The sequence below is a fragment of the Rhodococcus sp. Ni2 genome (assembly GCF_021352185.1).
In the GTDB taxonomy this organism is placed as follows: Bacteria; Actinomycetota; Actinomycetes; order Mycobacteriales; family Mycobacteriaceae; genus Rhodococcus_F; species Rhodococcus_F qingshengii.
In genome coordinates, this window is record NZ_WOXZ01000002.1 from 2,617,847 (window position 1) to 2,644,560 (window position 26,714).

Below are 26,714 nucleotides of genomic sequence, written 5' to 3' on the forward strand. Positions count from 1 at the left end.
TCAGACACCCCACTGAGCGATAACTTCTCGCAATCGTACAGCTATGGTTGCCGCCGGACCCGGTTCGATCATCTGGTTGTGTTCGCAATCGACTTCGGTGACTCGGATGTCCCCTTCTACAAACCTTCGCCATTCGGCGACATCGTGTCCGTTCTCCGTAGATCTTCCGGCTACGAAGAACTCGATGGCTCCAACGTGGACAGGCGGTTGGTGCCGATTCGTCAATTCGACGGAGTGGGAGTAACCGCGACTGATCCGCGCCAGATGCTCCGCTTCGATTCCGATTCCGGCACCCAGGGTCTGCTCCAGCAATTCCGCCGCTTCTTCGAAGGTCTCGACCGTCTTGGATCCCGCCGGCATCGCGAGCCCGGCCAGTAGTTCGGAGACCGAGAGTTCTGCGGGCTGATCGGAATCCGACGACGGATAGCTGTCGAGTATCGACAGAGTCACGTCACGTCCGCTCCGAGTGAGGCTGTGTGCCACGGCGTGTGCGATCACGCCGCCGAGCGACCAGCCGGCCAGATGGATCGGGCCGGTCGATGCCACGGCTGCAATGCGATTCGCGTAGTCGTCGGCGAGTTCGGTCAGCGAGTCGAAGCTGGGCCCGCCGCTCAGGGACGGTAGCTGAAGACCGTAGACGGGTTGATCCAGCTCGAGATGCTTGACGAATTCTGCGTAACCCCAGGACAATCCGATACCCGGATGGACGAAGAACAGTGGTGCACGATCGGATCCGGCGCGCAGCGTGATCATCGGGGCGAGAAGATCCGACGAATCGTCCGGCGAGTGTGCGTCCATTCCGTCGGCAGCCCGGGCGACTCCGGCAGGTGTCGGATCCAGGAAAAGCGATTGCAACGGCACTCGCATCCCGAGACGCTTCTCGAGTTCGATGGTGATGCGAGTGGCCACGATCGACGTTCCGCCCAGTTCGAAGAAGTCGTCGTCGACGCCGATGTGCTCGTGCCCGAGCACGGTCTCGAAGATGTCGACGACCGTTCGTTCGGTGTTGTTTGTCGGCGGTGCGTACGGGACCGTGCGTCGCTCGAAGCTCGGGGTCGGCAGTGCCTTGCGGTCCAGCTTGCCGACCGGTGTCACCGGAATGCGGTCGACGACGACGATCGCGCCGGGAACCATGTGCGCGGGCAGGCGAGAAGACAGATGGCGGCGAAGCTCCCAGTCGTCGACGGTCTGTCCTTCCACGGGCTGGATGTAGGAGGCGATCATCGTCTCCCCCGACGGCGCTTCGTGCCCGAGTGTGGCGGCGAAGTAGACGGATGGGTGTGCCATCAGGACAGAGTCGATTTCGCCGAGCTCGATGCGGAATCCGCGGACCTTGATCTGGAAGTCGCTGCGGCCCAGGTATTCGAGGGTGCTGTCGGAGCGCCAGCGCACCAGGTCGCCCGTGCGGTACATCCGCTGGCCTGGTTCGCCGAACGGATCGGCGACAAATCGGTCGGCGGTGAGGTCGGGACGATTGTGGTATCCGCGGGCGAGTCCGGGGCCGGTCACGTACAGCTCCCCGATGACTCCCACCGGCACGGGCTTGAGGTGCCCGTCGAGGACCAGTCCGGCAAAGCCGATGGCCGGTCGTCCGATGTTGATGTCCTTGCCCGGCCGCATGGGTTCACTGACGCTGGCCTGGATGGTGGATTCGGTAGGTCCGTATCCGTTGAACATGCGACGGTCGCGGCCCCAGATGTCCACGAGTTCGGGTGGGCAGGCCTCGCCACCGACTGCGAGTACGCGGAGTTCTGGCAGCGCGGAGCTTTCGATCGAACTGAGCGCGGTCGGAGTGATGAACGCGTGTGAGACGTGTTCGTCGGCAAAGATTTCGGCCAACTCGGATCCGCCGAAGACCGTCGGTGGGATGACGACCAGGCACGCTCCGCTGCCGAACGCCATCATGAGTTCGAAGACCGAGGCGTCGAAGCTCGGTGATGCCAGGTGAGAGATCCGCGAATAGGGCTGGACGTTGAATCTCTGATGTTCCTCGGCATTAAGGTTTGACAACCCGAGGTGGGTGACGATGACGCCCTTCGGCTTCCCGGTTGAACCCGAGGTGTAGATCAGGTACGCGGGATGCCCGTGATGCAAGGGGATCGTGCGGTCGCGATCGGTGATCGCGGCTGCGCTCTGGGCGTCGATCTCGTCGACGGTCTCGGCTTCATCGAGGACCATCCACTCGACCGTTTCGGGAAGTTGACTGCGGTGAGCGTCGTCGGTGATGCCGAGTACGGCCCGCGAATCGTCGAGCATGTGGTTGATGCGATCGTCGGGATAGTTCGGGTCGACCGGCAAGAATGCTGCACCGGTTTTCGTGACCGCCCAGATCGCGACGATCTCCGCGGTGGACCGCGGCAGACCCAGCGCCACAAAATCTTCGGGACCGACGCCGCGCCGACACAGCGCGCGCGCCAGCTTCGTCGATTCCTCGTCGAGCTCGCGGTAGGTCATCGACCTCTCGCGACTCGAGAGGGCTGGGGCATCCGGGTTCGAGGCGACTGCTTCGGCGAGGATCTCCGGCCACACCCGCGCTCGAGTCGCGGCGGCACCGGATGCCGGCACCAGGGCAGCTGTTTCGTCGGCGCCGAGGATGCCGATGTCGGCGATACGTGTTGCGGGTTCGCGTCCGACAGCGTCCAGGATCAGGCGCAGTCGGTCGGCAAACCGACGAATGGTGGCGGGTTCGAAGAGATCGGTTGCGAAGTCGAAGGCTGCGGACATCCCAGCCGGGATGCCGAACTCGTCGAACTTCTCGTCGACGATCAGCTCCAGGTCCTCCTTCGCGAATTTGGTTTCCACGGTCAGTCCGTCGATGTCGAGGCCGGGTAGGTGGAAATGTGCGGGTTCGTTGTTCTGAAGTTCGAGGGCGACCTGGAACAACGGTGAGTACGACGTGGATCTGGTTGGGTTGATGACGTCGACGAGCCGTTCGAATGGCAGGTCCGAGTTCTGGAATGCGGCCAGGTCGATTTCCCGGACGTGCTCCAACAGGTCGGCAAACGTGATGTCGGGATCGACGCTGGTTCGCAGGACCAGTGTGTTGACGAACATTCCGACGAGATGATCGAGCGCTGCCTGACCTCGGCCGGCGATCGGTGTGCCGATGGTGACTTCGTCGGCGCCCGACAACTTGGACATCAGCACTGCGAGCGCGCCGTGCAGCGCCATGAACATCGTGACACCGTTTGCCCTGGTGAGGTCCGCGAGGGCGCGGTGGGTGTTCGCGTCGATGTCGAAGGTGAATCGGTCACCGTGGAAGGTCTGTTGCACGGGTCGCGGGTGGTCGGCGGGCAGTGCGATGACGTCGTCGAGTCCGGCGAGTTGCTCACTCCAGTAGTGCAATTGGCGACTGATGACGGATTCCGGGTCGTCTTCCGATCCGAGGACGCGATGCTGCCACAACGTGAAGTCTGCGTACTGCACCTCGAGTGGCGCCCACGTGGGCTCGGTCCCTGCCGTACGCGCCAGGTAGGCCGTCATCACGTCGCGTGCGAGCGGCGCCATCGACGAACCGTCGGCGCAGATGTGATGGACCACGACAAACAGAATGTGAACGGGTTCAGCGGTGTCGAGTCGGAACAGTGCCACGCGCAGCGGCAGGTCCACCGACACGTCGAAGCCGGTCGTGGCGAGTCGTTGCATGCGCTCCGCGAGTTCGTCCTCCCCCAACGTCATTTCACGGACCGGCGGTACTGCCTCGTCGACGGTGAGCACTTGCTGAATCGGATCGCCGCCGACGGCGGGGAACACCGTCCGCAGTGTTTCGTGCCGCTCGACGACGTCGGCGATGGCCTGTTGCATGGCCGTGACGTCGAGGTCACCGGTAAGGCGAACAGCTAGTGGGATGTTGTACGCGGCTGAGCGTGTGTCGAATTGGTTCAGGAACCACATGCGCTTCTGCGCCAACGAGAGCGGGACGCTGCCACTGCGCTCCATGGGAGTGAGCGGCACAGTGCCGACGGCAGTGAAAGCGCTGGAGAGCCGTTCGGCGAGCTGAGCCGTCGTCGGTGCCTCGAACAGCACGCGCACCCCGACGTCGATGTTCAGTGCGGAGTTGAGCCGCGAGACCACGCGAGTGGCGATCAGCGAGTTGCCGCCGAGCTCGAAGAAATTGTCGTCGATGCCGACCCGTTCGACGCCGAGTACGTCGATGAACGCATCGGCGATCCTACGTTCGAGGCTGGTGCCGGGCGCCCGGAATTCCACACCGGTTCCGGTGAACTCCGGCGTCGGCAACGCTTTTCGATCGAGCTTGCCGACCGCGGTGCGCGGTAGCTCGTCGACGATCATGATGCTGGCCGGAACCATGTGCGAGGGAACACGTCCGGCGAGGTGCGCGGTGATCTCTGCCCCGGTCAGCGTCGATCCTTCCTCGACGGTGAGGTAGGACGCGAGAACTGTGGCGCCGGCCGGTCCGTCGACGCCGAGTGTCACGCAATTCGTGACACTCGCCATTGCGGTGATCTGGGCGTCGACCTCGCCGAGCTCGATGCGGAATCCGCGAATCTTGACCTGGAAGTCGCTGCGCCCGACGTATTCGATGGTGTGATCGCTTCGCCAGGAGACGATGTCGCCCGTGCGGTACATCCGGTCGCCTGGCTTGCCGAAGGGGTCGGCGACAAATCGCTCGCTGGTCAGGCCGGGACGCCGGTGGTATCCGCGAGCCAGGCCGATGCCGGCGATGTACAGCTCACCGGGAGCTCCGACGGGTACGGGCTGCAGGCGCGAATCGAGGATCATCTCGTGCACGCCGCGGATCGGTCCACCGATCGTGATGGGTGCGCCCACTGTCATGGGTTCGCTGATGTCTGCCATGACGGTTGTCTCGGTCGGGCCGTAGGCGTTGACGAATTCTCGTCCGGGAGCCCAGAGGCCGACGAGATGCGGCGGCAGTGTCTCTCCCCCGACGACGACGTGCCGGAACTCGTCCAGGCCGGCCGGGTCGACGGTGGCGAGTGCTGCCGTGGTGACGAACGCGTGAGTGACGTGTTCGCGGCGGATGAGACTTGCCAGTTCGGCGCCGCCGTAGATGTCGGTCGGGACGATCACCATGGTTGCTCCGACACCGAATGCCTGCAGGTACTCGAAGACGGCTCCGTCGAAGCTGGGGGTGGCGAAGTGCAGGGTTCGAGAGTGGTGATCGGCGTGGAATCGACGTTGCTGGTCGAGTGCGAAGCTGTCGAGTCCGGTGTGGGTGACGACAACTCCCTTGGGTCGGCCGGTGGATCCCGAGGTGTAGACCACGTAGGCGGCGTTGTCCATGACCACCGGTGCACGCCGTTCGTCCTGGGTGATCGGCAGCGTGCAACTGGTGGCAACGTCGTCGTCGAAGGCTTCTTCTCCGAGCACCAACCAGGACACGATGGGTGGAAGTGTGTCGATGGCGTCGACGACGGTCAACCCGAACAACACCTCGGAGTCGCTGAGCATGTGTTCGATTCGGTCAGCCGGATAGGTGGGGTCGACGGGGACGAACGCTGCGCCGGTCTTGGCCACCGCCCACACCGCGAGTACGGATTCGACGGACCTTTCGATGCCGATGGCAACCGACGTCTCGGGCCCGGCGCCGCGGCGAATCATGGCTCTGGCCAACTGGTTCGAGCGCCGGTCCAGTTCGGCGTAGGTCATGGAACGGCTGCCGGCCGAGAGCGCGATGCGGTCGGGATAGGTGGCAGAGACGTCGGCGAGAATCTCTGGGAGCGTTCGCGCGGAGCGCCCCGGGGAGCCGAAGACCGGCGCAAGATCACGGCTCTCGAACTCCGTGAGAACCTGCAGACGGGCCAGCGGCTGATCCGGTGCCGAGGCGAGTTGCCCGAGGACGATGCCCACGCGCTCGGTGATCTTGGCGACTTCGCGGGCGGAGAAGTGTGTCGGCAAGTACTCCATCTTCAGATTCAGCGTGTCACTTTCGGACGCCACCACGGCAATCGGATAGTGCGCCGAGTCGCGTCCGTCGATGCCGAGAACGTGCATTCCCGCGATGTCGGTTTCGGCGGTCAGGGCTGTCTCGTCGACGGGATACGACTCGAATACCGTCAGGGTGTCGAAGGAACCGGCGGCGCCGACTGCTCCGGCGATGTCCGACAGTCCGATGTGGTGGTGGTCGAGCAATGACGCTTGCTCGGATTGGACGCGAATGGCCAGTTCGGCGAGGGTTTCTCGGGCGTCGAGGCGGACTCGGACAGGCACCGTGTTGATGAACAGGCCGACTATCGATTCCACGCCGGGCACCTGTGGTGGGCGTCCTGAGACCGTTCCGCCGAAGACGACGTCGTCGCGTCCGAGAAGTTCGGCGAGCACGATTCCCCATGCCACCTGTACCAGGGTCGCCATGGTCAGACCGCGGCTTCGCGCGAACGCCCGAAGAGTCTCGGCTCGTTCGGTCGGCAGCGAGTACGAGTGGATTTCACTTGCCACGGTTTCGGCGGCGGTGTCTGCCCTCGAGAGGTGGGTGGACGTGTCGACGCCCCGTAGCGCTTCTTGCCACGCCCGTAGCGAAGTCTCGGGTTCTTGCTTCGAGATCCAGGAGAGATAGTCGCGATACGACTGAACTCGGGGCAGAATCTCGGGGTCACCGTCGGTTGCGTAGAGAGTGAGCAGGTCTCGAAGCAACAGCGGGGTGGACCAGCCGTCGAGCAGGATGTGGTGGTTCGTCACGACGAGGCGTGCTGTGTCCGGTCCGATTCGCACGAGCATGAAGCGGATCAGCGGGGCTGTTTCCATGTCGAAACGATGAGCGCGATCGCGTTCGAGCAGTTGACCGAACGCGACTTCACTGTCTTCGGCCCCGGACAGGTCGATCTCGGCCCAGCCGATGTCGGCACCGGAACGGATCACCTGCAGCGCCCGCCCTCCCGGTGCGGAGACAAATCCCGCGCGCAGGCTCGGATGACGATCAACCAAGGCCTGCGCGGCGCGGCGCAGGCGCGGCGCCTCCACCCGACCCCCGAGCTCGAGGGTCAGTTGCACCATGTACGGGTCGATTTCGGTTTCGTCGAACTGGGCGTGGAAGAGCATGCCCGATTGCAGAGGTGACAGTGACCAGATGTCGGTCAGGTCGGGGAATCTGCGCTCGAGCTGTTCGATGCTCTGTTGATCCGCGGTGACGAGATCGAGATCGGTGGGCGTGAGCTCGCGCTCGGAGTGTTCCTCCACGTATTCACTCAGTGCGCCCAGTGCTCGGGCCCAGAGCTCCGCCAGTTCGGTGACTTCGGCCTCGCTGAGAATGCCGCGGGGGAAGGACCACGTAGCGCGCAGAATCGGACCGTGTGCGGTATCGGTCGTGACGGCGTTGATGTCGAGCACCGACGCGGCGGCCAATTCGCCGCTGTGCGCTTCGTCGAGGGTCACTTCCGAGATCGGCAGCCACGGCACTTCGCCGTGCTCGGGATCCGAGCCGGCAAATCGTCCGAGGTAGTTGAACGAGATCTGCGGCGTGGGCAGCTCACGAAGTTCCTCGTTTAGATCGAGGTACTTCAGGATGCCGAACCCGATTCCGTTGTCGGGCAGGCCGAGCAGCGTTTCCTTGACGAGTTTCACGGCGGAGGCGGCGGTTGATCCCCCGGCCAGTGCATCGACGACATCGAGTCCGGTGAGATCGATCCGGACGGGGAACAAGGTGGTGAACCAGCCGACCGTGCGCGAGAGGTCGGCGCCCGGTACGGCGTTCTCCTCGCGGCCGTGCCCTTCGAGGTTGACGAGCACGTCCCCGCTGCGCTGTCCGCGCGATCGACGCCAGGCGGTGACGGCAATCGCGAGAGCAGCGAGCAGCCCGTCGTTCACCGAGCCTCCGAAATGCTGAGGCACCGTCGAGATGACGTTCTCGGTCACGGAGGTCGGAACGTCGACGCTGACGCGGTCGACGGTGGCTCCGACATCGACGGCTGGGTCGAGCCCGCGTGCCCCGAGCAATGGCTCGTCGGTCCGCATTCTCGACCACAGGTCGATCTCGTCGCGTCGCTGCGCAGCGGTCTCGGCGAGCGCTGTCGCCCAGCGACGTATCGACGTTCCGCCCGGCGGAAGTATCGGTGTTTCTCCGTCGAACGCCGAGGCATAAGCAGTGACCAGGCCCGGGACGAGCATGCGCCAGGACACACCGTCGACCGCGAGGTGATGAAGGACCAGGAGCAACCGTCCGGCTTCGGCCCGGTTGCCGTTCGAGCTGACGGGATCCAACCAGACTGCGCTGATCATCTTCCCGTGTTCGGGATCGAGGCGGCTGGATGCGTCCTGCATCGCGGTTTCCGCAGCGGCGACGAATTCTTCGCCGCTGGTGGACACGATGGGGGTTCGGCGCAGGATGTCGGGGGCGGTGATGCTCCCTGGCTCGCGGATCTCGAGTTGGTGAGTCGCGGCGTCCAGGCGCGCCCGCAGCACGTCGTGACGATCGAGGATCGTTTGCAATGCTCGTTCCAGCGCGGGGCCGGAGACATCCGCGGGCAGTGCGATCAGCGCGCTCTGGCTGTAACTGCGGATCGTGCTCAGGTCACCGCGACTGCGTTCGACGAGCCACTCCATGATCGGCGTGAGCGGTAGCGGGCCGGCTCCCCCGCCGGGTAGCTCCGTGAGAACCGGTGCCGTTTCCGATGATTCGATGAGGAGCACTTTGGTGAGGCCGGCCACGGTCTTCGCTTCGAAGACGTCCCGCGGAGTGAAGACGAGGCCTGCGGACTTCGCCCGTGAGACGAGTTGGATCGACATGATCGAATCGCCGCCGAGACCGAAGAAGGAATCGTCCACTCCGATACTGCCCCGACCCAGCACCTCCGCGAAGAGGTCCGCGAGGACCGCTTCGGTAGCGGTGGCCGGCGCCCGCGTCGCCTCGGTTGGTCCCGTGACGGTGAAGTCCGGAGCCGGGAGGCTGCGTCGGTCGAGCTTTCCGTTGACCGTCAGTGGAAGCGATTCGAGGACGACGATCGCGGTGGGCACCATGTACTCCGCGAGTTCGGCGGCGACGAAGTCGGTCACCGTCGCTGAATCGACGGTACTGCCTGTTTCGGCGACCACGTACCCGACGATCCGCGGTGACGCTCCCTCTGTCCGAACAAGTGCTACCGAGGCAGCGACGCCGGGGCAGCGGAGCATTGCGGCTTCGATCTCTCCGAGTTCGATGCGGAAACCACGCACCTTCACCTGGAAATCACTGCGGCCCACGTACTCCAACTGCCCCGCGTCGTTCCACCTCGCCAGGTCCCCGCTCCGATACATTCGATCCCCCGAACTACCGAATGGATCGGGAAGGAACCGCACCGAAGTCAATGCGGGTTTCCCGAGGTATCCCCGAGTCACCTGATCACCGGCGACGTACATTTCGCCGACGACACCTGGTGGTACCAAGTTCAGTCGCCGATCGAGTACGTAGACGGACAATCCCGGTACTGCTCGCCCGATGATGCTCGCCGACGCGTGCTCGCTGTCGTTGCGGTCGAGTGCGATTCGACTGACGTGCACTGTCGTCTCGGTGATCCCGTACATGTTGACCAACGTCGGAGCCGTGTCGGCCCGCCTGTCGTACCACTTGCGCAACTGCCCGAGGTCGAGCGCTTCGCCACCGAAGACGACGTAACGCAGTGCAAGGTCGGGACCGGTGCCGTTCGGTGAGTACGCACGGTCGGCTTCGGCGAGTTGGTAGAAGGCGGTGGGCGTTTGGTTCAGGACCGTCACTCGCTCCCGGCGGAGCAGTTCGTGGAACATGTCCGGTGATCTGGTCGTGTAGTAGTCGACGACGACCAGTCGGCCGCCGTGTAGCAGCGGCCCCCACAACTCCCAGACGGAGAAGTCGAATGCGTACGAGTGGAACATCGTCCACACGTCCGTGTCGTCGAACCCGAACGTCGGGGCGGTGTTGTCCATCAGAGTCAGGACGTTTCGGTGGCTGACCTGGACACCTTTGGGGCGCCCTGTGGATCCGGACGTGTAGATGATGTACGCGATCGCGTCGGGCAGAAGTGGTGTCGTCCGGTCCGCGTCGGTGATGCGATGGGGCGCGGAGTGATCGAGGCGTACCGCGATCTCCGGCGATCCGAGTTCGACGACGTCTATGCCGGATTCGATGATCTCCGAAGGTAGGTCGCTTCGGAAGTCTCCGGTCGTGACCAGGCATACCGGCCGCGCGTCGTCGAAGAGGAACCGCATGCGCTCGGCCGGGTAGGTGATGTCGACCGGCAGGTATGCCGCTCCGGTTTTGATGACGGCGACGAGGGCGAGCACGAGATCGGTGGTTCTGGGCATTGCAACGGCAACCACGGATTCCGGACCGATACCGCGGCCGATCAGGAGTCGGGCCAGGCGGTTAGCGCGCCCGTCCAGTTCGGCGTACGTCATGGCGCCGTCGCTGTCGTTGACCGCGGTCGACGACGGATGTGCTGCAACAGCCTCGAAGAATCGGTCCGCGATGTTGTCCGCTGGAGCCGGTTCGGCGTGAGTGTTCCACTCGGTCAGCATCTGTCGACGCTCGTCGGCGCTCACGACGTCGATGTCACCGGTAGGAGTCGACGGCTCTCGGGAGACCGCCTCGAGGATGGTGAGCAGTCTGCGTGAGAACGAATCGATCAAGTCACCGTCGAACAGGTCTGTGGCGTAGATGAATTCGGCGTCGATGCCATCCGTTCCGCCATCCGCGTCGTAACGCTCGGTGACCGAGAGTTGCAGATCGAACTTGGCGACGGGTAGGTCGAACTCGACTCCCGAGACCGACAGCCCCGGCAATTCGAGTTGTGGGAGTGCATTGTTGCGGAACTCGATGAGGATCTGGAACAACGGAGTGTGCGAAGTCGAGCGTTCCGGGTCGAGTGCGTCGACCAACCTTTCGAAGGGCAAATCGGTGTGCTGGAACGCGCCGAGGTCGCCTTCGCGAACCTGGGCGAGGACGTCCTCGAACGACGCGTCGGGCGTGATCTGTGTTCGCAGCACGAGAGTGTTGACGAACATACCGACCAGGTGATCGAGTTCGGCCTCGCCGCGGCCGGCGACGGGTGTCCCGATGGCGATGTCCTCGGTACCGGCCAGGCGCGCCGCAAGTACCGCCAGTGCTGCGTGCATGAGCATGAACATGGTGGTGCCGTGCTCACGTGCCAGGTCGGTCAGCGCCCGATGGGTCTGCGGCGATACCGCGAACCGGTGGACCGAGCCGACCATGGACGGCTTTGCCGGACGTGGGAACGACGTCGGCAACGCGATCGGTTCACCGAGTCCCGCGAGTCGGTCCTTCCAGTAATCGAGCTGACGGGTCAGAGCCGAGTCCGGATCTTCCTCGGAGCCGAGCACTTCGTGCTGCCACACAGCGAAGTCGCCGTACTGCACGGCCAGTTCCGACCAGTTCGGCGCACTCCCGGCACTGCGGGCCGCATAAGCCGCTGCCACGTCCGCTGCCAGGGGGTTCATCGAGAACCCGTCGGCGACGATGTGGTGGACGACGATCACGAGTACGTGCCTGCGCTCGTCCCCGTCGACGCGCAGGACCGCGCAGCGGATCGGAACTTCGGCCGAGGCGTCGAAGCCTGCCGAGGCCAGCTCGAGGATTCGATCGGACACTCTGGCAGCAGTGACGATTTCCGGCTCCAGGATCGGCATGACCTCGTCGCTGGACATCACCTGCTGAACCGGCTGTCCGTCGATCGAGGGGAACTTCGTCCGCAAGCTCTCGTGGCGCCCCAGTACGTCCGCTACCGCGGCCTGCAATGCGGCGAAGTCCAGATCGCCGTCGAGGCGCACTGCCAGGGGAACGTTGTAGGCGGGGGACGTCACGTCGAACTGGTTGAGGAACCACATCCGCTTCTGTGCCAGTGACACGGGCAGTGGGTCCGGGCGGGATCGCCGAGTCAACGGTGGTCTGGGGTTCTCGCCGCGGCCGACGCTCTCCGCCAGACGAGACAGCTGCCGAACTGTCGGAGACTCGAACAATCCTCGAACGCCGATGTCGGTGCCGAGAAGTGCGTTGACGCGGGCGATGACGCGGGTCGCGGTCAGTGAGTTTCCGCCGACGTCGAAGAAGTGAGTGTCGATACCGATCGGAGACACTCCGAGCACGTCCTCGAAAACGCCCACCACCAGCCGTTCCAACTCGGTGGCCGGTGCAGTGAGTGTTTCGGCATCGGTGTCGAAACGAGGCGCCGGAAGAGCAGCCCGATCGACCTTGCCGACGCCGGTCAGCGGTAGTTCGTCGAGCACGACGACGCTTGCGGGCACCATGTGTGCCGGCAGTAGCTCCCGTGCCGCCGCCCGGATGTCCTCGGCGCTCACCCGGCGTTCGTCGTCGCAGACGACATATGCCGCCAAGGCCTGCTCGTCGGAGGGTCCGCGCACCGCCAACGTGACCGCGTACTCCACGCCGGGCAGCTGACCCAACGCCGTGTCGACCTCGCCGAGTTCGATACGGAAGCCGCGGATCTTGACCTGGAAGTCGCTGCGTCCGAGGTACTCGATGGTGCGGTCGCTGCGCCAGCGCACCACGTCGCCCGTGCGGTACATCCGCTCCCCCGGCTCGCCGTACGGGTTGGCGACAAATCGTTCGCTCGTCAGTGGTGAGCGCCCGTGATAGCCGCGCGCGAGTCCGAGTCCGGCGACATACAGTTCGCCGGGAACTCCGACGGACACCGGTTGAAGTCTGCGATCGAGGACGACCTCGCTGAATCCGCGGTTCGGCGGTCCGAGATAGACCTTCTCGCCGGCCGGGATGGGGTCGCTGAGGTTGCAGGAGATGGTGGTTTCGGTGGGTCCGTAGACGTTGACGAACGATCTTCCCGGCGCCCAGGTGCGCACCAGGTCCGCCGAGGGCGCCTCGCCGCCCACCGTGATGGTGGTCAGTTCGTCGATTCCCTCGGGATCCACCGACGTCAGCGCTGCAGGCGTGATGAACGCGTGGGTGACATGTCCCTCGCGGAGAACGTCGGCCAGTTCGGTTCCTCCGTAGACGGTGGTGGGAGCTACGACCAGTTCACCGCCGACGGCGAAGGCGAGTAGATACTCGAGAACGGAGGCGTCGAAGCTCGGAGAGGCGAAATGCAGTGCGCGTGAATTCTCGGTGAGACCGTAGCGATGACGCTGTTCGTCGGCGAAGTTCTCGAGACCGGTGTGCGTGACGACGACGCCCTTGGGTCGGCCGGTCGAGCCCGAGGTGTAGATGAGGTAGGCAGTGTTCTCCAACCGCGGGGTTCCTCGACGCTCGTCCTCGCGTAGCGGCGCCGCGGATACTCCGGAGAGCCGAGCGATGCTCGTCGGGTCGTCGAGTTCGAGCCACTTCGTCACACCGCCGTCGCCGGGTCTGTGGGCAGCCGTGGTCAATCCGAGCGAGGATGCCGAGTCCTCGAGCATGAACGAGATCCGGTCACTCGGGTAGCGAGGATCGATCGGCACGAAGGCGGCGCCGGTCTTGGTGATCGCCCAGACCGCTGCGACGGATTCGAAGGAGCGTTCCACACAGATCGCCACCCGTGAATCCGGCCCGGCGCCTTCAGCGATCAGCACGCGCGCCCACTGATTCGACGCCTCGTCCAGCTCTCGATAGGTCATCTTTCTCTCACCACAGGACAGCGCGACCCGTTCGGGGAATCTGCTCGCGGTGTCCGAAAAGATGCGATCGAGTGTCCTGACCGAGCGGCCCTGCCTGCCGCGCGCGGGAACCAACTGCTGCACTTGCGAATCCGGCATCAAACGCAGTTTCGCCAGCGGCAGATCCGGTTGTGCGGTGATCAGCTCGAGGGTGCGGAGCAACCGGTCGGCGATCGCGTCGATGTCGTGATCGCCCAGGACTCCCGGGAAATACTCGAATTTGAGCCGCAGTCGCCCGTCGGCCGCAGAGGCGACGATTGCCAGTGGATAGTGCGCGGCATCCTCGGCGTCGTGGACGTCGAGAACGTGCATTCCGGCGATGTCGGTGCCGGAGGAGAGTCCACCGCGATCGACGGGATACGACTCGAACACAGTCAGCGTGTCGAACGATGCAGCGGCCCCCACTGCCGAAGTGATGTGAGAAAGCCCGACATGATGGTGATCGGACAACCGCGCCTGTTCCGCTTGGACGCGAACGCACAGCGCCGCCAGGGACTCTCTTGGATCGAGGCGAACTCGGACGGGGACAGTGTTGATGAACAGACCCACCATCGACTCGACGCCGGACACCTGGGGTGGTCGGCCGGAGACGGTTCCACCGAAGACGACGTCGTCGCGGCCGAGGAGTTCGGCGAGCACGATTCCCCAGGCCACCTGGATCAAGGAGGCTGTCGTCAGGCCACGGGAGCGGACGAATCCACGCAGAAGTTCCGTCTCACGTTCTCCGAGGGCTGTGGTGGTCGAGCGTGAAGTCGCGCCGTCCTCGTCGACAGCGTGGGTTCCGGTCAGCAGCGTCGGGTCGTCGAGTCCGCGGAGTGCTTCGCCCCAGGCTTCGATCGACACGCTGTCGTCGCGAGTGCTGATCCAGCTCAGATAGTCCCGGTAGGGGTGCACGCGTGGGATGGCACTGTGATCACTGTCTGTCGCGTAGAGCGTCAGTAGGTCGCGGACCAACAGCGGCATCGACCATCCGTCGAGGAGGATGTGGTGGTTGGTCAGGATCAACCGATACGCGTCGTCACCGGTTCGCAGAAGCAGGAACCGCAGCAGGGGCGGAGTGGCCATGTCGAAGCCGCGGACCCGATCCGCATGGAGAAGCTCGCGTATTTCGGTCGCTTGTTCGGTGGGGGCCAACGGAGAGATGTCGATCTCGGTCCACGGCACGTCAACGTCTGCGTTGATCACCTGCACCGATCGTCCACCAGTGTCGGTCGTGAACGCCGCGCGTAGGTTCTCGTGTCTGTCGAGCAGTGCCTGTGCGGCGCGGTGCAACCGGGACGCGTCGACGCCGTCGAGTTCGAGTGCGAGTTGGACGGTGTACGCGTCCACAGTGTGTTCGGCGTAGCGGGCGTGGAAGAGCAGTCCGGATTGCAGTGGTGAGAGGGACCAGACGTCGGTCAGTGTCGGGAACTCGCGCTCGAGGTGGTCGATGGAATCCTGGTCGAGGTCGATCAGGTCGATGTCCGACGGGGTGAGTCCCCCGCGTTCGCTGTGTTCGGCATAGGTGGCCAGCGCGCGCAACGCCTGCACCCAGAGGTCGGCGATGGCGCGAGCATCGCGCTCTGCCAGCACGCCGGTGGGATAGGCGATAGTGGCACCGATGTGCGGTGCGCCCGAGATCTCGGTGGTGACGACGTTGACGTCCAGGACCGAACCCACTGGCATCTCGGACCGCGCTGCCGCTTCCAGATCGACGTCCCGGGCCAGTGCCCAGTCCCCCAGTGACTCTCCTGCTTCGGTGCCGGAGAAACGGCCCAGATAGTTGAACGAGATCTGCGGTTGGCGGAGGTCTTCGAGTTCCGCTCGACCCACCTCGTCGAGGTAACGCAGAACTCCGTAGCCGATGCCGCTGTCCGGAACACCCAAGAGTTCTTCCTTGACACGCTTGAGCACCACCGCTGCCTCTGGGGCGCTGCTCATCACTTCCGCGATGTCGATGCCGGCGAGGTCGATCCGCATCGGGAAGACGCTGGTGAACCAGCCGACCGTGTGCAGGACGTCCGCACCGGGCACCACGTGAGCTTCGCGTCCGTGGCCCTCCATCGAGATGAGCACGTTGTCGGTTCGTATGCCCTGTGCCTGCCTCCACTGCGTCAGTGCCAGTGCGAGAGCAGCAACGAGACCGTCGTTGACTGATCCACCGAAAAGCGCCGGAAGCGTGGTCAGGACTGTGTCGGACAGTTCGACGGGTACGTCGGCGACAACTCGGCCGACCGAATCGAACGTGTCGAGCCGCGGGTCCAGCGGCCGGGTTCCGATCAGCGGGTCGGCACCTTCGAGTATCGAACGCCACCGGGGCAATTCGACTCTTCGATCGGGCGCGATGTCGCGGAGCGCATGCGACCAACGACGAACCGACGTGCCCGAGTACGACGGCTCCGGTTCCTCGCCTGCATCGATGCGGTGGAAAGCCGACGCAAGTTCCGGCACGAGGACGCGCCAGGAGACACCGTCGACGGCGAGGTGGTGGATCACCAGGAGCAGCCGGCCGGTGTTGCGCACGCCGGACAACCAGACGACCCGCACCATCACGCCCCGGCCGGGGTCGAGTTCTCGACGCGCACCGCCCAGTGCGTCGACGATCGCCCCGTCGAACACCGCGGTGCCCGGCTCGGCCTCTACCTCGATCACCCGGCAAATATTCTCGGCTGCAACAGATCCCGGCTCGCCGACAACAAGCCTGCGCTCGCCGTCGAGCTCGAGGCGTGCGCGAAGGACGTCGTGACGATCGAGAACAACTTGAAGAGCCGCGGTCAACTGCTCCACACTGTGAAGCCCGTGCGGCGCGTTGAGAAGAGTCGCTTGGGAGAACGAATCGAGACCTCGGAGATCGGAGCCGAGCCGGTCGAGCCACCACTGAGCCACCGGCATCAACGGCACGTGGCCCACGCCGTCTCCGGGAAGTTCCTCGAGCACCTCGGGTTCGTCGTCCTTGGTCGATGCCAGCAAAACCGCAAGACCGGCGACCGATTTCACCTCGAAGACGTCACGCGGGGTGAAGACGAGCCCGGCATCGCGGGCACGGGCGACGAGCTGAATCGACATGATCGAATCGCCGCCCATCGAGAAGAACGAGTCGTCGACGCCCACCGATTCGACACCGAGGACATCGACGAACAAGGCGGCCAGCGTGCGTTCGGTATCGGATTCGGCGGCCCGCGAGCGTGCCTGGGTTGCTCGCAAGTCGGGAACCGGCAGGGCTCGGCGGTCGAGCTTTCCGTTGGCAGTCATCGGCAGTTCGTCGAGAACGACCACGACCGCAGGAACCATGTACGGGGCCAGAGCCGAGCCCGCGAACGCGATGACGGCCTCGGGATCCACAGTCTGAGCGTCGTTGGCAGGCACGACGTATCCGACGATCCGTGCGGCGCCTCCGTCACGTTCGAGCGTGGTCACCACGGAATGTGCAACGCCGGGATAGCGAGCCAGAACTGCCTCGATCTCGCCGAGTTCGATGCGGAATCCGCGAATCTTGACCTGGAAATCGCCTCGACCCTGGTACTCGAGTTCGCCGTTCTTGTTCCACCTGGCGAGGTCGCCGGTTCGGTACATCCGTGTGCCCGCACTGCCCGCGGGATTGGGCACGAATCGTTCGGCGGTCGTGCCGGCGCGGTTTCGGTAACCGCGGGCGAGTCCGTCGCCGCTGACGTACAGCTCTCCCGTCACTCCGACCGGGACGCGGTGCAGGCGATTGTCGAGGACCCACGCGGTGATGCCTGTCGACGGGCGACCGATCGTGACTCGATCGGTCGGGGACATCGGCTCGGTGATGCTGGCGACGACCGTCGATTCGGTTGGTCCGTAGGCATTGATCATGATCCGGTGATCGCTGACCCAGGCGGCGACGAGGTCGGGTGGGCAGACGTCGCCGCCGGTTCCGATGCACACCAGCTCGTTCAGTCCGCTCGGATCGACCGTGGCCAGTGCGGCTGGTGTGATGAAGGCGTGCGTGACGTGCTGGTCGGCGATCAGACTCGTCAGTTCGGTTCCGCCGATGATGCTCGGTGGGGCGATGACCATCGTGGCCCCGGCACCAACAGCCATCAGGAGTTCGAGAATCGAGGCGTCGAAGCTCGGTGAGCTGAAATGCAGCGTGCGCGAGGTCGACTCGACGCGGAAGCGACTGCGTTCCTGCTCGGCAAGTGCCGAAAGCCCACGGTGAGTGACCATGACGCCTTTGGGGACGCCGGTGGAACCGGAGGTGTAGATGACATAGGCCGGGTTGTCCAGGGACACCGCAGCCAGCAGCTCCGAGGCATCTATCCGCTGATCACCGATCTGTTCGAGGGTTGCGAGTGTCTTTGCCTGATCGAGCAGAACGGCGTCTGCCTCGTCGGGGACGACACCCACATGCTCGGCGGTGGTGAGAACGACGCCCGCTCCCGAGTCGTTGATCATGTGGTGCACGCGGTCGACGGGATACGCCGGGTCGACGGGTACGAATGCAGCGCCGGACCGGGCAACCGCCCAGATCGCGACCACGGATTCCAGTGAGCGTGGTAATGCCAGGGCGACAACGGATTCCGGACCGACCCCGCGGCTGATCAACAGTCGTGCAAGCCGGTTGGCGCGGCGGTCCAGATCGGAGTAGGTCAGATGGCGGTCGCCGAAAATCAGTGCAGTCCTCTGCGGTTCGTCGACGTACTTCCGCTCGAGCAACGTCGAGAAGTGAACCTGCTCGGGAAGTTCCGGTGCGACGGCGCGAATCGTGTCGAGATCACTCACGAGATCGATGTCGCCGACCGGCGTGTGCGGTGATTCGGTGACAGCACCGAGAATCCGAACCAGGTATCGAGCGAAACCTTCGACGGTCGACTCGTCGAACAGGGCGCTGGCGTAGGTGAACCCGGCCTCGATTCCCGCCGGCCGGCCGTCGTCGTCGAAGGTCTCGGCAAGCGTGAGTTGCAGATCGAAATTCGAGACGGCGGATTCGAGTTCGAGGACCTCGACGTCCAAATCCGTCAGACGAACTGCTGGCCGAGTGGTGTTCTTGAACTCCAGCATCACCTGGAACAACGGTGAATGCGACGTCGACCGCTCCGGAGCCAGCGCATCGACGACGCGCTCGAAGGGGACGTCTGCGTGAGCGAAGGCGTCGAGGTCGGTGCTGCGAACTCTGGCCAACAGATCGGTGAACGAGGCGGCGGGGTCGACGTCGGCGCGCAGGACCAACGTGCCGACGAACATACCGACCATCGGATCCAGCAGGGCATTTCCGCGCCCGGCGATCGGTGAGCCGATCGTGATGTCTTCCATGCCGGACAATCTCGCCACGAGCACTGCGTATGCGGCGTGTACCGCCATGAACATACTGCTTCGGTGTTCGATCGCGGTTTCGCTCAGACGGCGGTGGATGCCGGCATCTATGTCGAATCGAACGACGCCGCCCGAGAGATCCTGCACACGCGGACGCGGTCGATCTGCGGGGAGCGCAAGAAGTTCGGGAACACTCGCCAGTTGACGTGTCCAGTACTCGAGCTGACCGGCAAGAGTGCTGTCCGCTTCGTCGATCCGACCGAGAGCCCTTTCCTGCCAGATGGCGAAGTCCGCGTACTGGACCGGAAGAGGAGACCAGTCGGGCGCCTCACCTCGATGCCTTGCCGAGTACGCGCTCATCACGTCGAACGCCAACGGTGCCATCGAGAATCCGTCGGCGCAGATGTGATGGACGACCACGGTCAGGACGTGATCTTCTTCGTCGACCTCGATCAGTTCCGCCCTGATCGGTGGAGCCTGCGTGACGTCGAAGCCCCTCGAGGTGAGACGTTCGATCTCCCCGAGTACCGCTTCGGCGTTCGCGGCGACAATCGGCAGCGCGCCCAACGCTTCACCGGGTTCGACGATCACCTGCGCCGGCACTCCCTCGATCATGGGAAACAGCGTGCGCAGCGATTCGTGGCGAGTAAGCACGTCGGTGATCGCGCCCTCCAACACGGCAACGTCCAACCGGCCTCTCAGCCTGATCGCTATGGCGACGTTGTACGCCGCGGACGTGACGTCGAATTGATTGACGAACCACATGCGCTTTTGTGCCAGCGACAGCGGGATCGTCTGTGGCCGCGGCAATGCCTCGAGCGGAAGGACTGCCGCTCCCCCTCGAGCCGTGGCGCACTCGACCGCCAACTGCGCAACGGTCGGCGCGTCGAACAACTCTCTGATCGACAAGTTCAACGACAGCGAATCGTTCACGCGCGCCACAGCGCGTGCAGCGACGAGGCTGTTTCCGCCGATCTCGAAGAAGTTGTCGTGAACACCGACTGCCCCGGATTCGAGAAGTTCCTCGAAGATCGCCGCCAACTGCGCTTCGAGCGGTGTTCGCGGCGCCAGATACGTCTGCGAACTGTCGAAGCTGGGCGCGGGCAGAGCCTTCCGATCAAGCTTGCCGGTCGAACCGAGAGGGAACACGTCGAGGGCGATGACCACCGCGGGAACCATGTAGGCCGGAAGGAGACCTCTCAACTCGGTGCGTAGACCGTCCGTGTCGATCGAAGTGCCGGTCTCGGCGATGACGTAGCCGACCAAACTGTCACCGACCACGTCGTCGTGATGGACGAGAGCAGCAGCTTGCGTGACACCGGGCAGCCTGAGCAACGCTGCTTCGACCTCGGCGAGTTCGATGCGCTGCCCGCGGATCTTGACCTGGAAATCGCGTCGACCGACATAGTCGAGCAGCCCGTCGGCGCGCCACCGGACGACATCACCGGTTCGGTACATCCGGGTGCCAGACGGGCCGTACGGGTCGGCCACGAACCTGTCGGCGGTGAGATCGCTGCGCCCGAGGTATCCACGCGCCAGTTGCACTCCCGCCAGATACAGCTCGCCGTGAACGCCGACCGGAACCGGATGCAGCCGCCCGTCGAGGACATAGAGCTGGGTGTTCCACACGGGCGCACCGATGGGAACGGTGACGGTCATGTCGGGGGTGAATTCGGCGGCGCTGACGTCGACGGCAGCCTCTGTGGGTCCGTACAGGTTGAACAGTCCCGCAGAACTCAGACGGGTGAACGCCTCCGCAGTGGTAGGCGCGAGGGCTTCACCGCTGCAGAACACCTGACGCAGGCTCGCACACTGCCCGGCAGTCGCGGCAGCGACGAATTCCGCGAGCATCGACGGAACGAAGTGCGCCGTCGTGACGCCTCTGTCGGCAATCAACGCCGACAGGTACCCGGGATCACGGTGCCCGTCCGGTTCCGCGATCACCAACTGCGCGCCGGTCTGCAGGGGCCAGAACAGTTCCCACACCGAGACGTCGAAGGTCACCGGGGTCTTGTGCAGCACCACGTCCGACGCGTGAAGGGGGTACGTGTCCTGCATCCACAGCAGGCGATTGACGATCGAACGGTGTGATACTGCAACACCTTTCGGTCGACCCGTCGATCCGGACGTGAAGATCACGTAAGCAGCATTGTCCGGGCGCAGGGGTCCGAGCCGATCAGCGTCGGTGATCGGCGCCGTCTTGGACACCTGACGATCGAGATCGACGTCCACGATCGGGACTCGCGCGGGAAAAGCGCCGTGGTCCTGGGGCCGGCTCAGCACGCAGATCGGTTCCGCGATGTCGAAGACGTACGCGATGCGCTCGGCGGGATGATCGGGATCCACCGGGACGTATGCCGCACCGGCACGGATCACGGCGTGGACCGCGACGAGTAGTTCCGGTGACCGTCGAATCGACACCGCGACGCGCATGTCCGGGCCGACCCCGCGGGCGATGAGGGTTCTGGCAAGTTCACCGACCCTCGCGTCGAACTCCGCATAGGTCAGTGTCCGCTCGCCGTAGACCAGCGCGGCCCCCTCGGGTGTCCGGGCTGCCTGCTCCGCCACCAGGTCCGAGAGGGTGGTGATCGGTACGGCGTGTTCGGTGGCATTCCAACGCTCGAGGACCAGTTCCGCCTCGCCCGGAGCTGTGAGATCGACGTCGCCGACGACGGATTCCGGGTAGGCAGCTACCGCGTCGAGGAGCATCGTGAAGCGATCAGCGAGGCCGGACATGGTGTCCGAGTCGAAAAGCTGGCTGGCGTAGTTCAACTGGCCGTCGAGATGGTCGCCGCGGTCGGTGAGAATGACCTGAAGGTCGAACTTTGCCGCGCCCGTCGACAGTTCGTCGACCGTGACCTCGAGTTCGGGCAAAGTGACCTCGGTGGGAGCGGCGCCCTGCATCACCAGCATCACCTGGAACAGCGGCGCCTGGTTGTCTGCGAGGCATTCGACGAGTACGTCGTACGGCACTTCGGTGTGCTGCAAGGCCGCCACGTCGACGTCGCGGACGCGGGTGAGAACTTCACCGAAGGTGAGTCCCCCCTCGAGAACCGTCCTCAGCACCACCGTGTTGACGAACATTCCGACGACGTCGTCGAGAGCGCGCTCGCTCCGCCCGGCCACCGGAGTGCCGATCGTGATGTCGTTCGCTCCGGATTCTCGGCTGAGCAGGACGGCCAGCGCGGCGTGGATCACCATGAACACGCTGACGTCGCTGCGCGCCGCGATCTCGCCGACCCGGCGGTACGTCGCGGAGTCGATCCGGAAATCGAGATCGTCACCGCGCAGCGAGACACCCGCAGGCCGCGGGTGATCCATCGGCAGTTCCGCGAGCTCACCGCGTTCGGTGAGCGTGTGCGACCAGAACCGCAACTGCTCGGCAAGAATCGAATCCGGGTCGGACGCTTCACCGAGCGCTCCGCGTTGCCACTCGCTGAAATCGCCGTACTGCACTTCGAGTGGCAGCCACGCCGGCACGCGTCCGCTCGCCCGCGAGGCGTACGCCACCATCACGTCACGAGCCAGCGGCGCCATCGACAGGCCGTCTGCTGCAATGTGGTGCACGACGAGGACCAAGGTGTGCTCGCGTTCGTTCACCTCGAGCAGAGTCGCGCGGATCGGCACCGATTCGCTGACGTCGAATCCCTCTCGCGCGAGCTCACTCGCCCGCGCCGAGGTCGCTGCGGCAGGCACCGTTTCCACCTCGAGATGATCGAACATCTCGTCCACACCGAGAACGTGCTGGACGGGGCCACGCGCACTCTCGGGGAAAACGGTCCGCAAGATCTCGTGTCGAACGATCACGTCCCGCAGCGCGGTGAACAGTGCATCGACGTCGAGATCGCCGGTCATCGAAACCGCGATCGGAATGTTGTACGCCGGCGAACTCGGATCGAGTTGATTGGTCAGCCACATTCGTTGCTGCGCCAGAGATACCGGTATCCGGTCAGGGCGATCGATACGCGTCAGTGCCGGGGCACGTGTGTTCCGCGAGTCCGCGAGGTCGGCACGTGCTGCCAGAGCGGAGACGGTCGGCGCCTCGAAGAGGTCGAGAACGCTCAGCGTCGTTCCGAGAGCTCCGTTGACTCGCGACACGACGCGGGTCGCGATCAACGAGTCACCGCCGAGGTCGAAGAAACTGTCGTCTGCTCCCGCCCGGGTGATACCGAGCAGATCGCAGAACACCGCCGAAATTCGCTTCTCGGTCGAGGTCTCAGGGGCACGGTATTCAGCCGACCCGCCCACAGAATCGATGTCCGGTAACGCTTTCCTGTCGATCTTTCCTGCCGGAGTCAACGGAATGGAGTCGAGGACGACGATCCGCGCCGGAACCATGTGGGCTGCCAACGAAGATCTCGCGTGGGCGACCAGCTCGGAGTTGTCGATGTGTGTGCCCGCAGCCGCCGTGACGTACGCCGCCAACAGTGTTTCCCCACTCGGGCCCGCAACTCCGGCGGTGACTGCCTGTGCGACGCTCGGGTGGCGGCGCAGCACGTCGTCGATCTCGCCGAGCTCGACGCGGAAACCGCGGATCTTGATCTGGAAGTCGCTCCGGCCGAGGTACTCCAGCTCACCCTCGCCGTTCCACCGCGCGAGGTCACCCGTGCGGTACATGCGCTCTCCCGCAACACCGTTGGGGTCGGCAACAAATCGTTCGGCCGTAATCGTGGCACGCGCGTGGTACCCGCGCGCCAAACCGACACCGCTCACATAGAGCTCGCCGGCGACACCGATCGGCACCGGTTGAAGCCGCGAGTCCAGGAGGACGGTTGCGGCTCCGCGCATCGGCTTCCCGATGGTGACGGGAACATCGCTGCTCAGCGGTCCGGTCAGAGTGGCGACGACGGTGGTTTCGGTCGGTCCGTACGCGTTGAACATCGAGCGTCCGTGTGACCACTGATCCACCAGCGCGGGTGAGCATGCGTCGCCGCCGGTCACGACCACTCGTAGATCCGGTAGGCCGGCGGGATCGACTGTTGCCAGCGCGGCCGGGGTGACGAAGGCGTGGGTGACCCGTCCGATACGCATCACCTGTGCCAGTTCGTCGCCGCCGTACACGGTGGGCGGCGCGATCACCATCGTTGCCGCGCCCCCGAAGGCAAGGAGGAGTTCGAGGACCGAAGCGTCGAAGCTCGGCGAAGAGAAATGCAGGGTGCGGTCTCCAGGTTCGACTCCGAACCTGACTCGTTCTTCGTCGGCGAAGCTGCTCAGCCCGCGGTGACTGACCACGACGCCTTTGGGGACACCAGTGGAGCCGGACGTGTAGATGAGGTATGCCGGATCGTCGTAGCTCAGGCGCGTACGCCGCTCGGCGTCGTCGACCGGTGCATCGGAATGGTGCGAGGTGTCCAGTTCGTCGAGGAGCAGCCAATCCACCGAATCGGCGAGCCCGCCGTGGTGCTCCCCCACACTGATTCCGACTACAGCTCCCGAATCGGTGAGCATGTACCGAATACGATCCTCGGGGTAGTGCGGATCGATCGGGAGGAAGGCACCGCCGGTCTTGGCCACCGCCCACGTCGCGGTCACCGATTCGAGAGACCTCGACAGCGCAAGGGCGACATAGGTGCCGGGGCCGACTCCCCTGTTGATCAGTTCACGGGCGAGTGTGTTCGACTCGGCGTCGAGATCCCGGTAGCTCACCTCACGATCACCGAAAACGAGCGCTGGGGCATCGGGGTTCACAGCCGAGGCCCGGCGGAGAATATCGGGGAGGGTCAACGGGGAGGACGCGGTCGCTCCCCGCGCCGGTACCAGGGACTCACGCTCGAAGTCGTCGAGGAGATCGAGGTCTCCGACCGGCGTTCGCGGGGCTGCTGCTGCGCCTGCAAGGATCCGCACCAGTCGCGAGAGGAAGGCTCGGACCGTGGATTCGGCGTAGTGCTGCGTGGAGTACGCAACCTCGAGGGCGCCGGTATCTGCGTGGACGTCGATCGCCACGTCGAGGCCGGCAATCGTGGTCTCCTGCGAGCCGTCGTTGAGGTGGACGTGCAACTCGGGCAGTGCGGGGACACCTGCCGCCGATCGAATCGACAACGTATCGCGTTCTCGAGCAAGAGAACTCACGAACTCGTCGAACGGCGCCGCCGGATCGACCTCGCAGCGCAGGGGCAGAGTTCCCCACTCGGTCCTCGTTCCGATCAGCACGTCCCGGCGCTCGGTCGATCTCGACAGCAACGCAGCAAATGCGGCATGGACAACGGCAAAGAGGGAGACGCCTTCCGTGCGCGCAAGTTCGGCGACCGCGGGATCGAGTGGGACGCTCAGCCGATTCGTACCGGTGGGCTCCGATTCGGCGTCGATTCGCTCGAGGCCCAGTGTCTCGAGGTCCAGTGTGGGGCCCTCGTCGGAGTCCCCCAGGTATCTCGCCCAGAACCGCTCGAGTTCCCTGCGCTGTGCACTGCGCGCCCCTACCTCGGCACTTGCCGGATGAATCCGGTTCATCGGCGTACCGGCCGGTGCTGCTGTCAGTTCTGCGACCAACTCGGTGAACGCCCGGTGGTGCTCGGCCAGTTCGTCGTGTCCGTAGCGATTGGGGTTTCCGCGAAAGTCGATCAACGTCTGCGCCGGATCGCCGCTCTGGTACACGTTGACCAGCAGATCCTCGACCGGACCCGACGTGACGATGTGATACTCACCGGTCAGTGGCCCGAGGGTTATCTCCTGCCGGAAGAGCATCACATTCATCATCGGGCCGGACAGACGCGCGTCGCCGACGGTCAGACCGGCATCACGCCGGATGTCCTCGAGGCTGCATCGCTGATGACGAAGCGCACCGAGAAGTTCGAGTTGCACGCGCCCGACCAGATCGTCGACACTTTCGTCCGGGTTTACGTGGATGTGTAGCGGCGCGACGTTGACCAGCATTCCGCCGGACCGCTGCAGCGGTGCCGTCGTCCTCGCGGAAACCGGCAGGTTGATCAGCACGTCGTCGTAGCCGGTACTGCGGGACAGGTAGCACGCCAGTGCCGAAATCAACACTGCGGCCGGAGTTGCACCGGAACGTGAATTCCACTCGTCCAAGGCAGCAAGGCTGTTCGTCGACATCGCGGCACTGACAAGTTCACTGCGTGCAGTCGGGGGTCCCTCACGGGTGGCCAACGTCGAACCGTGTTCGACGCCCGACACACGCTGGGCCCAGTACTCGCGGTCGGCTTCGAATCGACTCGATTCGCGGTACTTCTGGTCGAGCTCGGACAGCGTCGTGACGTCGAGCGCCTTGTTCACCGCAGGCTCTCGACCTTCGACGGCTGCGGTGTAGATCGCCGCAATCCGATTGACGATCGTCATACCGCTGTATCCGTCGAGAGCGACGTGATGAATCCTGGTGTACCACAGGTAATCCCGATCACCAGTTTGAAGAATTGTCATCTCGACGAGACGATCGCGAGTCAGATCGAGCGTCGTCGCGTAATCGTTGTCCATCCACTCCGAGGCAGCCTGCCGAGGGTTCTCACGCTCGCGGAAGTCGAAGTAGTCGATGCCCGGGTCGATCGTGAAGTCCACGATCTGGCAGGGCTCCCCATCCGGGTACATCAACCGTAGAAACGGTGATTCGAACTCGTGGGCAGCCTCCACCGCGGCGCGACTGAGCAGTTGCATGTCCAAATCGCCGTGGAACTCGATGTACTGCGCGATGAAGTACGGGACCGTCGGGTGAAGTTGCTGCGCAAACCACATGCTGCGCTGCACCGCTGACAGGGGGAACGCTCCTGCCGGCAGGCTTCGCGATCCGGTGAGCGGGTCGATCCTCTTGTCGGTATCCATCACGACCACCCCCACACAGCGTTGTGACGATCAGCGTTGCCACGATCAGCGCCGGGAAGTGTGGCTCGGGGAATGAAGAGAAACATCGCACCGCCTCGATATCGAGTGGAAACCATGTGGCGATCCTGCGAGAGCGC

Annotated in this window: 1 protein-coding gene; it reads right to left on the minus strand. The window is 64.5% G+C overall.

Annotation, left to right across the window (positions count from 1 at the left end):
- Complete coding sequence (locus GN300_RS25765) at positions 1-26,577, minus strand: non-ribosomal peptide synthetase (RefSeq protein ID WP_063316715.1); 26,577 nt, start codon at positions 26,575-26,577, stop codon at positions 1-3.
- Positions 26,578-26,714 lie beyond the last annotated feature (137 nt).